Below are 11,014 nucleotides of genomic sequence, written 5' to 3' on the forward strand. Positions count from 1 at the left end.
GATCCACGACGTGACCCGCATCGGCGTCACCGGCCACATGGACCTCACCCCCGCGACCGTTCTCCTCGTACGGGACGCGCTCGTGGAGGCCCTCACGCCATACGCGTCAGACCTGACCGGCGTCAGCTGCATTGCGGCCGGCTCCGACAGCATCTTCGCCAGCGTCGTCCTGGAACTCGGTGGCACACTCGAAGTGATCATCCCAGCCGCCGACTACCGCGCGAGGAAGGTCAAACCCGCGCACGCCGAACTGTTCGACGACCTTGTCCGTCAGGCCACCACCGTGCGGGTCCTGCCCCACGACGTCTCCGACCGCGCGGCGTACGAGGCCGCGAACGACGCACTCGTCGACGAGGTCGACCTGCTCATGGCGGTTTGGGATGGCTATGCTCCCGTCGACCGGGGCGGCACGGCCACCACGGTCGCTCACGCCCACGCGAACAATCGCGCCGTTCAGATCATCTGGCCCACCGGGGCAGCACGACAGAGGCGACTATAAGTCTTGCCGCAGTGCGCGGACTCAGGTTCGCGCACTGCGGCGAGACACTGAGCTGGGCCAACGCGTCGAACCGGGTGAGCTTCTTGGGTGGCTGTGCCCTCCGTGACCTGGTCAACCTCCAGGCCCGCAACACCCCATGGCCCAGGCCATCAGCCCAGCGCGAGGGCACAGCCATTCAGGTCGTAATCGAACAGTACCAACCTTCACGACTACACCTACGACCCCTTGATCTCGCTCGGGGTCGGGCACGACGACCCCGACAACGAGGCGCTCACCCTCGACGAAGCCGACGCTCTCGCCGCGTCCCTGCGCCGCGTCGTCACCGCGACCCCGCGAGGCTCAGGCACACCCGGTCCCGAACGGCGAGGACCCTGCGTAACGCCGCGGCGCCGGCCACCCTCTTGACAGATCAACTATCGCCCTCCGGGTAGGAGCGCGACGCGGCGGGGCCGTGGGKTGCCTACCGGCAGTGGGATCTCGTCGAGCCGCACGCTGACCATGCTGCCGTCGCTCTCGGCCAGGCTGAATCGATGATCGCCGTCGGCGGTGCGTTGCGTGGGCAGTTCGCGTGTCGCCGCGACAAGTGCTGCTGCGCGCGCCGCGGGAAGGGACGCCGCGGCGTGTGGTGGCAGGTTCTCGGCGAGGAACTCGACGACGGCGGACGCCACGTTGATGCCGCGGCGCACGTACGGCCTGTCGTCGTCTCCCACCACGGGATGGTCGAGGACCTGAGTCGAGAGGTGCCGAGGAGCCAGCACGTAGGTCAGCAGCTGGCCTTGGCGGTGTGTCTCGATTACGGCGAGGCCGCGTTCCTCGTCGACGCTCTCAGTGCGGGTGACGAGCGGACCGCCTTCGTGGCCGGTGTCTGGTAGGTACTGGCGCAGCGTGGGGTCGACGAGAATCTGGGAGCTGGGGAGCCAGACAACGGTGTGGCCGTCGAGCAGCCCGTCCCGCCAGGAAGGCGGTAGCGAGCTGTGGATCGTTGTCCGGCCAGTCCGGATGTCAGTCATCGCAAGCTCGGCGACCCTGACGTGCGCGACCACCCCGAGGTGGGCATAGGCGTAGGCCAACACCAAGCAGTCGTCGACGCACCGCTCGTCCGGAAGCTCCTCGTGCCCCGCCGTGAGAAGGTCGAGCACCAGCGGGGGAAGCGCCGCGAGGAGCAGGGGCTCCGACGGCGGAACCTCGTCGATCACCGCAGACAGACGAACGGCCGCCCATTCCAGCGGTGTCAACGGGAAGCCGTCGTCGGAGCCGTCGGCCCGACGCCGGCTTCTCCTGTCGCCCACAACTACCATCATGACGTCAGGTGCTGCCCTGGCCACCACGATCGCGGCGCGGCGGATGTGGTCTTCGTCTGCCATGACAATCGTTCGGATGCCACCGAAGCCCCCTGGCGAGTCAGTGGGCGGCCATCAGTACACCCATCTGCGGCGTTTGTCGGTCCCCAGGCTCCGCCAACAGTTCAACCAGTGGATGGCGGCCCAGTGTTCGCCGGCGTCAGCGGGGTGTGGTGTGGGCACCACACCACACCCTGAGGTGGTCGAGATGCCGCCACGGTGGCGGAGTGGACAAGACCGGAGCGATCTCCCGAACGATCTCTAAGGCATGCTCAGAGCCGTCTCGATCGTCCTCGCGGTGGCGCTGGTGGCCGCCATCGCAGCCATCGCGGGTCTGGTCGCCGGAATCCTGCACGCCGCCGACGGTGACTCTCTGCCCGCGGCGGCGCGTGCCGGTGGCCGTGCTGCCCTCGCGGTCCTCGGCGTCCTAGCCGCCCTCGCCGGCGCGGTGCTCGCCGCGGTGAGCGGATTGTGAGGCAGGGGGACCGTGCAGTACGCAATTATTTTGCACCCCCTCTACCGCTCCAACTCCGCGATCGGTAGAAAGCGAAGCGGGCCCCGCCCGCAGGTCATCTCTTCCCTCTGAATGGAGGGCTGAGACCGACCGAAGGAGCTCGCCGTGCTCGTGGCACCCGCCGTGGTTGCCGTCGTCCTCGCCCTGCTTGCGGCCGCCGCGGCCGGGGTCTGCTCGCGGGAATCCTGCACCGGGCCGACGGCGCGTCCTTGCCCGACGCAGTGCGTGCAGGCGGTCAGGCCGGGCTCGCGGTGTTCATGGCCCTGGTCGCCGCCGCCGGCGTGGTGGTGGCGCTGCGGGGCATGTAGATACAGGGAGTCCGGCGGCCACGTGAAAGGGGGCCGGGGCTCTACGTGCAGTCCCGCCCCCTAGCTAGACTAGGAGCGCACGACCGATCCGGCTGTCTCCCGCCAACCACTCGGGTATCCTGGACGGCGTGGATCTTGAATCGTTGAGCGTGCCCGCTCTGGTCGCCACGATCACGGCCGTCCTCGCGGGAACCGCAAGCGAGGCCGGCGCTCACGTCTGGAATTCACTGGTGGACCTCGTCCGTCGGACTTTCGGCGCCGGGTCCCGCGAGCGCGAACTCGTCGAGAGCGACCTGACCGACGAAGAGGATGCCGACGCGGAGTCCGTGGATGACCTGGCCCGGCATCTCGCCGCCAGAGCACTCCTCGATCCGGACTTCGCCGACGCCCTGCGCTCTTGGACCACCAGCGCCCAGTCCACGCCCACCGGCGATGGGTCTGTCACGAACATCGTCGGCGGCAACGCGCGCATCGACGGCGGCCTCCTGCAGGCACGGGACGTACACGGCTCCATCACTCTCGGCGGAACCGATCACGGACGCTGATCGGCTCACATCACGAGAACGCTGGGCGACCCTCCCCGTCGGGTCAGGCTCCGAGCACTGGACGACCCTGAACCGCACCCGCACTGTTCTCGCGGTCGTTCACAACGTCACGTCGATGACACGGCTGCTCGACGTGCTGTCCGTCTTCGATTCCGACCCCCGGATCCAGACGGTTTTTACCTGGACCGAGTCGTCCCCGTTCACGCACGGCGTCCACCAGTTTCTCGCCGAGACCGGCGCTATCACCATTCCCTGGGAACAGGCGATCAGCACTGTTTTCGACCTCGCTATATCCGCCAGTTACGGCGGCGACCTCCATCGGATAACCGCCCCGCTCGTCGTTGTATCCCACGGCGCCGGGTATAATAAGAAGGAGCCCGGGTATAGTAAGAAGGAGCCAGGAGCCAGGAGCCAGGAGCCAGGAGCCAGGAGCCAGGAGCCAGGAGCCAGGAGCCAGGAGCCAGGAGGTCTTTGGTCTGTCGCCTGGGACTCTTCTGCATGATGGCGACCTCATTCCGTCGGTCGTTGTGCTCTCGCATCCGGAGCAGGCCCGGCGGCTCGGGCGATACTGCCCGGAGGCGGTTCCCGYCGCTGTCCTCGCTGGCGATCCGTGCTACGATCGTCTGCTCGCGAGCGCGCCGCATCGAGATCGTTATCGGCGGGCGTTCGGTGTCTCTGGCACGGAGCGGCGGCTGGTGGTGGTCAGCTCGACCTGGGGCTCCGGCTCGCTTCTTGGCAGGCGTTTCGAGCTGGTCAGGGAGCTTCTTGCGGATCTTCCCGTTGATGACTACAAGGTCGTCCTTACGCTCCACCCCAATGTCTGGCATGGGCACAGTCCGTGGCAGGTCCGTGCGTGGCTGTCGGACTGTGTACGGGCGGGGCTTGTCCTGCTGCCTCCCGAGGAAGGCTGGCGGGCGGCGCTGGTCGCCGCGGACGCGGTGATTGGTGATCACGGGTCGGTCACGTTTTACGGCGCGGCGCTGGGTAGCCCTGTGCTGCTGGGTGCCTTCCCGTTCGACGACCTCGATCCGCATTCACCGGTGGCGGCGTTGGGGCGGGCTGCGCCGTTCCTGCGCACCGACCGTCCGCTCACCGAACAGCTGGATGCGGCCATCTCGGATCATCACCCGTCCCGGTACGCGGAGGTGACCTCGGCGGTGACCTCGGCACCGCGCGAGTCAGCGAAACTGCTGCGTACCGTTCTCTATGAGCAGATGGGTCTTACGGAGCCGGCGACGGACGTCGTCGTTCCCGCCGTTCCGATGCCCACATGCGATGCGGACGCCACGACCGACCCGACATCGTGGTGGGTCGAGACGGAGGTACGTGATGTCGCGGCCTGTGAGGCGGACGGGTCAGTGACGGTCACGCTGACGCTCGCGCGCCGGCCGGCGGCGCTGGCCGAGCCACGCGAGCACGCGCATCTCGCCGTCGACGAGGCAACCCGGCAGACCTCAGCGCTCCCGCTCGCCGATGTCGTCGTGCGCCGGGCCCGTGACCTGGCCGGCGACCCGGCCGAGGAGGTGGCAGACCTGTTGGAGCGCTATCCGGGCTGTTCGATCGCCAGCGTCGCGACAGCTCCGGGTCGCGCTGTCCTCGCTGTCCGGTCCCCGGACGGGACCCACCGCTACACCAGCGTGGAGACCGGGGCCGGCCGGCCCCGCCTCGACCCGCTGATTCACGCCTCCGCCTTGTATGGCTGGATCTCACGCGGCCGGCCCGCGACCGACACCCTGATCTTCCAGGTCCAACTCGGACCGACGACACGCACCGTCGTCCTGCGCCGCTGCGCGGACAGGTCAGCCTGAGCCGTCAGCGGCATCCACCGCGATCGTCTCAAGCCGGGCGCGGATCTCCTGCTCCGGCCAGGTGTCGAGTTCCTCGTACAGGGCCAGGGCGCGGCGGGCGGCCAGCGCCGCCTCGGCTCCCGCGCCGAGAGCCAGGTGAACCTCGGCGAGGTCCACCTGGATGTCGGCCTCCTGCACCCGCGCGCGTTCGGCGCGCATGAGTCCAAGCGCCTCCATCAGACTCGCAAGTGCCGCCTCGGGCCGCCCCTGGCGCAGATACACCTTCGCTCTAATCGTCTCCGTACGCGTCTCGTTGTACCGATCGGGCGGTTCGAGTTCCGCCAACGACGCCCGCGCCCGGTCCAGCGACCGGAACGCCGCGTCGATCCGGCCGGCGCCCAGCTGCGCCGCGCCCAGATGCCGCCACAGGATCCCCGCAGCGCGTGGATCACCGTTGAGCGACAACGCGCTGGTGAACAGCTCGATCGCCGCGTCGTACCGCGCCCGCCGGTGTTCTAGAAGCCCCAGCAGCTCCCGCGCCGTCGCCTGCCCCCGCAGATGCCCGGCCTCGACATCAGCCGCGTACGCGGCGGCGAACTGCTCGCCGGCGTCCTCCAGCCGGTTAATCTCCTGGTACGCGAGGCCGAGCTGGCAACGCATCCGCGCCTCCGCACGCCGATCCCCCAGCCGCGCCGTCGCTACCACCCCCTGTTCATGCGCCGTCACCCAATCGTGGTGGTATCCACGGCGAAAGAGCAGGCTCCACATGGCCTCGCAGAGTTTCCACGCGAGCTCGTCGAAGCCTCGTTCGACGGCGGCCAACACACTGGCGACGAGATTTTCCCGCTCGGTCTCCAGCCAAGCCCACGCGGCCTCGGTATCCGGCCCGTCCTGCCGCGCGCGCTGGTCGTCATAGTCGCCGTTGAGCCGCCACCGTCCGGGCATCAGGGCCAGGTCAGCGACGACGGCCCCGCGCAGGTACCACAGCAGCATCCGTTCCAAGGCCGCGGACAGGTCCTCGGGGTGTTCCTCCTCCTCAGCGCGGGTGACCGCGTGCAGTCGAACAAGGTCGTGGAAGCCGTAGCGTTCAGCGGCGACCTCCCGGACCAGACTTGCGCTGGTGAGCAGGTCCAGCGCATCAGCCGCTTCCTCGAGACCCAGCATCCCGGCAGCGGCAGCGGCGTCGGCCGTGAACGATCGGCCGGGATGTGCGCTCACCAGGCGGTACAGCCGCGCCACCGACGCGGGAAGATCTTCGTAGGAGGCGTCGAACACGGCCCGCACCGAAAGATCCCCCCTCGCCGTCAGTGACGCCAACCGCGTCCGTTCGTCCGCGAGCCGCTGCGCGACGCGCGCGACAGAACGGCTCGGCCGCACCGCCAACGACCCGCCGACGATGCGCAGCGCGAGCGGCAGTCCGTCGCACATGGCGGCCAACTGCCGGGCTGAACTGGTATCCCCCGCCATCCGCTCGTCGGGCACCAGCCGAGCCAGCAGCTCTATCGACGCGGCGGCGTCCAACGGCCCCACGTCGACGATCCGCGCGCCGGCCTGACCCGCCAGCCAGTCGAACCTCCACCGGCTGGTAATCACCACCGTGCTCGCCGCGGAGCCCGGCAGGAGATGCCGAAGCTGCGCAAAGCTGACAGGATTGTCAAGCAGGACCGCCACCCGCCGCCGTGCGGTGACCGACCGGAACATCGCCGCCAGAGCGGCAAGTTCGAGCGGGACCCGGCGCGGGCTGACGCCCAGCTCGACCAGGAAGCGAACCAGCACCGTCTCCAGCCGCTCGGTCGCCGCCAGGCGCGGTCCGCCGAGGTCGGCGTAGAGCTCGCCGTCCGGAAACTCAGGCCGCGCCCCGGTCAGCCACTCCACTGCCACGGCGGTCTTCCCCACACCGCCAGGCCCCGTCAACGCGAGAACCGGCGCCACGCCGTCCGGGAAGGAGCGCCACAGCCTGCTCAGCGCCTCAAGGATCACCCGCTGGTTCACGAAGACAGCCGACCGCGCCGGCAGCTCGCGCGGCGCGCCACTGGAGCTCTCGGCGTGGTGGACGTGAACGGTGACTCCCCCGTGAATGCTGCCGGCCTGGACACTCGGCCCCTCCACACGGCCCGACAGGACGTTGCCCACGGAAGCCGCACGAACGCCTTCACCGGGGCCGACCACAGGATCGGTCACCGCGCCTCCCGTAGAACGAGGTCACACATATCAGCCGGGGACAGCCACCGGAACCTCCGCCAGGATACTTCATCAGCGCTCTCCGCATCAGGTCACTCACGCGCCCGGACCCCAGCCGTCCAGCGAGACCGAGACGTATCGTCAACGACGTCGCACGTCGACAGCGCCCCTCGCGGCAGCGCACCATGCACGCACAGGCAGCCGCGTGGCGGGCTCGCACGAGAAAGCAACACTGAGAACCAGCGGGGAAGGGTGACAGGGACCCACGCGACACGCCCGTACTTCCCAGTCGGGCAAGACGCCCTCACCTGGTCGACGATGGGCACACACCGCGTCGTCCTGGTCGTCGCCCACACGGTCACCGCCGCGACCCGCCTCCTCGACGTCCTACCCGCCATCTCCGACGACCCCCGCATCCAGATCCTCTTCACCACCCCCGGCACATCCGCCTTCACGCATCCGCGAACACAAGGCGCTCCGTGCCGACGACCCGCCAGGAAACGAATAAGCAGAAGCAGTCAGCGACTACCGGCTCGGCCGCGGAGGTGATTCGCTCGCCAGGAACCAACGAGGCAAGGTGGCGGATTCGTGACCATCCGTTCCAGGCGGGATTCCTTACCTGTATGCTATTCACCGTCTTCGTTATGTCGATCGTCGCCTACGTTGTGGCAAAATATTAACATGCCACTCGAATCTGGTCGCGGCATCGTACAGTCACGCCGTAGCAGGCAGCCGTACGGGCACTGACAAGCCGAAATAGAGATCTGCATCGGAGCCGAGCCGCAGGTGAGCACCGCTCGCACACAGTCGTGCCGTCATGCCGCGCCARGCGCCTGCGCTCCACCCCCTCAACCGCCGAGGGTCAAGTCGCGGTACCCCGACGGGACAGAGTAGTAGCCAGCATAACCGCCGTAACCCGGGTATCCGGCATATCCGGGGTAGCCGGGGTAACCGGGATAGCCACGGTAGGGCTGACTGATCCGCTTGAGAAGCCGGTTGTCGATAATAGTGCCGAGATATTTCCCGTCTTTGCTGTAGGCGTCGTTGTCGCCCCAGGGGAACCAGCCGAGCCAGTGTCCGTGAGTGTCCCACAGCCAACGGTCATCCGCCGTCCGACGGTATGCGATCGCCTTGCCGTGGGAGTCGTAGAGGAAAATGATGATCTCCTTGGTCGTGGCGGGTTAGAAGTCGTCTCAGGCGACCTTTGCGAACCGGTGTGCCCTCACAACGTGGCCGATGYGGCGCCAAGGATTCGGGAGCAGCATCTGCTCAAAGAGCCCGGGGTCGACGCTGTAGTAGTCGTAGATACCTCCGCTGTGAAACTGAACACGGAGTGTTCGAGTCTGGGGGTCGTAGCCGGCTGCGAGGACGTTCGTTGAAACGACGGGGTGCATGGTCATGGATACTCCTGAGTCGGGTTCATAGAGACGGCCGAGCTGCTCCAGTAGCGTCGCGTCGGGACAACGCCAGCGGCGTCCGACCATTTCTCGTCGCGGTCGCTCTTGCGCTGCTGCGGGCTGCCGTTCATGGTTCGTCGGCGGCGAGGTTGTGCGTCAATTAGGTACGGTTGACAGTCGAAGTCGCTGTGACCCTTGAGCGCGCCGGCTATGATCACGTTCGGCATTCATCGCGATGCTCGTCACCTCCTACCTGAGACCGCCAGATCTTTGGCGTCCTTTCATTAGGTAGTCGAGGCTGGGCGAGGTCACGTTAGCGGCAGTTCTCGCACAGGCCGTTGACGAGGAGATGAGGTAGGTACCTCATGTAGCAACTCCCGGCACACAACTTCTCGGCGGCAGTATGTCGATCGCAACGGCACCTGCCGCACTTTGGGCAGTAGCCCTCCCCGCACGTGGAGCATGGCCAGCCCCGGATAGTATGAACCTGGCCGCAACAACGAACCTCAAGCTCCGGTCGCTGGTCGAACTCACGCGTCGAACTTGGATGGAACCTCTCCGCCTGCCAGAGGTCGTCGGCAGAGAAGACCGCGATGATGCTGGTCGAGTATCCGATGGCGTCCACGTAAAAGTCGTCGCGTTGGCCCCACATGTTCTCCCAGAAAGTTCGCAGGCGCAGCGTGCCGCCCGGTCGGACGTTGCGCAGAGGGTGCCCAGGGGGAATCGCCTGTCCGCGCCAGGGGTAGACGATCGGCCAGCCGCACTCATCGTCCGGGCGAACGCTCGCGTACCTGACCGTCCCCTCCGCTCGATCCAGCACCACAACAGCGCCAAGCCCGGGGAACCGATCCTTGAGCGCGATTGTGCATGCGTGCAGGCTCGCACTGGTGTCGCGATAGAGAGCCATGACGTGGGAGGCTTCGACCGGGGCGCCACCGAGAATGTCTGAAACACGCTTATCGGGCAGGAGGAGGACCCGCGCGATGCGGTCGCAGACGCTCTCCAGCATCTTCGCCGCGCCGTCATATTGGGCGAGCGTGTCGTAGACTACATCGGTCTTATCGACCAGCCAGTGGCCAAGCTCGTGTGCCAGCGTAAAATTCTCGCGCCGGTTACCAGTCCGCCGATAAAGGATCACCTCGTCTGCCAGAAAAGACATCCCATCACAGGCGCCGCCTTCAGCTCGGGAGTCGTTCAAATGATCGACTGCCCGAACTGTTAGATTCAGGTCATTGCGAAGAGTCCCCACGGGATCGAGAGCGAATCGCTGAGCGACGTCGCCGGCGAGCGCGGCGAAGGCAAGCGCCGCACAGTCCTCAATCGCTCTCGTCACTGCCTGGCTCCGATTCAAGCGCCACGATCAAAGCTTCGAGAGAATCCAGCATCTGAGTCTCATCGGGCTCAACACCGCGAAACACCAAAGCTGCGAGCCTGGAATTGAGCGCGGAGGCGCCTAGGTCGACGCTCGTCCTGCGCAGTCGTGCCCAGCGCTCGGCCAGTTCACGGAACCTTCGCGACGAGGTCACCGACGCAAGTGCTACGTGTGGCGGCGACGCGCCGCGATCGATTGTCAATTGTTCCGGTGTCACGCCGGTAATCTCGGCAATGGCCTGAATGAGAGCGGGCGGCGCGACAGGATTGTCTCGGGTTTGCCAGTTGAAGACATCGCGAGTTGCGACGTCCCACCCGCGTGCTGAGAGCGCCTGGGCGAGGCTGCTCACCTGAAGACCGGCTCCCCGCAACGCTCGCTTGAGCCCATTCCCGTCGAGCGATCGAGCGCTATCTGGTACGAGCCCAAGCATGGCAGCGACAGGATCACGCTCCACGGGAGGCGCGCCATGTGCTGCTTCCCACAATAGATCGGCGACGTTGAGCAGTTCAATAACCTCGGAGGCGTGCGCCGCATCGAAATCATAGCCGGGCGGTGACTCGCCGGCCACGCGCGCATCAAGCATTTGGGCGAATACATCCTCCCAGCCGTCCTCGGTCATGGCTCCACCCCCTCTGTTGCTAGTGCTTGCTTCAACTCTCCGAGTGCCTTTTTCGCCATCTGGCTCACTCGGGCAGGTGTCACGCCGAGTTCGGTAGCAATTTCGTCGCGCGGTCGCGCCTTGGCGACGTACTCCCATGCGACCTTCCGATGACGATGATCGAGTATCGCCAGTTTGTCCCATGCACGGGCAGCGGCTCGTTGACGGTCGACCGCATCGATGACGTCCGCCTCGATGCTTACCTCGACCAGGTCATTGTGGTCCGCGAGCCCCTCCGACGAGGCGTGCCGGACCGCCGCCGATCCGAGGATGTCCAGTGCGCGCATCTGGGCAGCTCGCACCATCATTGCTTCCCAGTTCTTCACATCAGTGGGTGGCGCCTTCATCAGAGATTGACGGCGGCCAGTGAAAAATCCCCGTAGGCGGCCATTTACCGCCCCACCGGTGGCCAG

The 11,014-nt window shown here is 66.8% G+C and carries 10 protein-coding genes; 5 read left to right on the plus strand and 5 right to left on the minus strand.

The window, feature by feature from the left end; genetic code table 11:
* Positions 1 to 10: 10 nt before the first annotated feature.
* On the plus strand, positions 11 to 499 hold the full coding sequence (locus KBI5_RS14805) for a hypothetical protein (protein ID WP_241882918.1): 489 nt from the start codon (positions 11 to 13) through the stop codon (positions 497 to 499).
* 413 nt (positions 500 to 912) lie between these two features.
* Here KBI5_RS14805 and KBI5_RS14810 read toward each other — a convergent pair whose 3' ends face one another.
* Positions 913 to 1,863, minus strand: a complete 951-nt coding sequence (locus KBI5_RS14810) for a hypothetical protein (protein ID WP_085015559.1) — start codon at positions 1,861 to 1,863, stop codon at positions 913 to 915.
* Positions 1,864 to 2,107: 244 nt separating this feature from the next.
* Between KBI5_RS14810 and KBI5_RS14815 the strand changes: the two genes are divergently transcribed.
* The 4 genes from KBI5_RS14815 (at position 2,108) to KBI5_RS14835 (ending at position 5,014) form a co-directional block, all read left to right on the plus strand.
* A complete protein-coding gene (locus KBI5_RS14815; protein WP_085015560.1) occupies positions 2,108 to 2,314 on the plus strand; it encodes a hypothetical protein in 207 nt (68 codons plus the stop codon).
* A gap of 490 nt (positions 2,315 to 2,804) precedes the next feature.
* Positions 2,805 to 3,206, plus strand: a complete 402-nt coding sequence (locus KBI5_RS14825) for a hypothetical protein (RefSeq protein ID WP_133057041.1) — start codon at positions 2,805 to 2,807, stop codon at positions 3,204 to 3,206.
* 115 nt (positions 3,207 to 3,321) lie between these two features.
* Entirely contained in the window at positions 3,322 to 3,708 is a 387-nt protein-coding gene (locus KBI5_RS14830; protein WP_085015563.1) for a hypothetical protein, read from the plus strand.
* Positions 3,709 to 3,733: 25 nt separating this feature from the next.
* A complete protein-coding gene (locus KBI5_RS14835; RefSeq protein WP_085015564.1) occupies positions 3,734 to 5,014 on the plus strand; it encodes a hypothetical protein in 1,281 nt (426 codons plus the stop codon).
* Here KBI5_RS14835 and KBI5_RS14840 read toward each other — a convergent pair.
* The 4 genes from KBI5_RS14840 to KBI5_RS14860 all read right to left on the minus strand — a co-directional run.
* Positions 5,006 to 7,174: a tetratricopeptide repeat protein gene (locus KBI5_RS14840; RefSeq protein ID WP_085015565.1), complete on the minus strand. Its 2,169-nt coding sequence runs from the start codon at positions 7,172 to 7,174 to the stop codon at positions 5,006 to 5,008. The genes KBI5_RS14835 and KBI5_RS14840 overlap by 9 nt on opposite strands.
* 1,710 nt (positions 7,175 to 8,884) lie before the next feature.
* Entirely contained in the window at positions 8,885 to 9,904 is a 1,020-nt protein-coding gene (locus KBI5_RS14855; protein ID WP_133057043.1) for a hypothetical protein, read from the minus strand.
* The gene (locus KBI5_RS25900; protein ID WP_133057044.1) at positions 9,888 to 10,562 is read right to left on the minus strand and encodes a hypothetical protein; all 675 of its coding nucleotides are present in this window, start codon (positions 10,560 to 10,562) and stop codon (positions 9,888 to 9,890) included. The genes KBI5_RS14855 and KBI5_RS25900 overlap by 17 nt, the downstream gene beginning before the upstream one ends.
* Positions 10,559 to 11,014, minus strand: a 456-nt coding sequence (locus tag KBI5_RS14860) for a TrfB-related DNA-binding protein (protein ID WP_206745260.1), incomplete at its 5' end; no start/stop codon positions are given. The genes KBI5_RS14860 and KBI5_RS25900, both read right to left, overlap by 4 nt.

It is taken from the genome of Frankia sp. KB5, assembly GCF_002099325.1.
In the GTDB taxonomy this organism is placed as follows: Bacteria; Actinomycetota; Actinomycetes; order Frankiales; family Frankiaceae; genus Frankia; species Frankia casuarinae.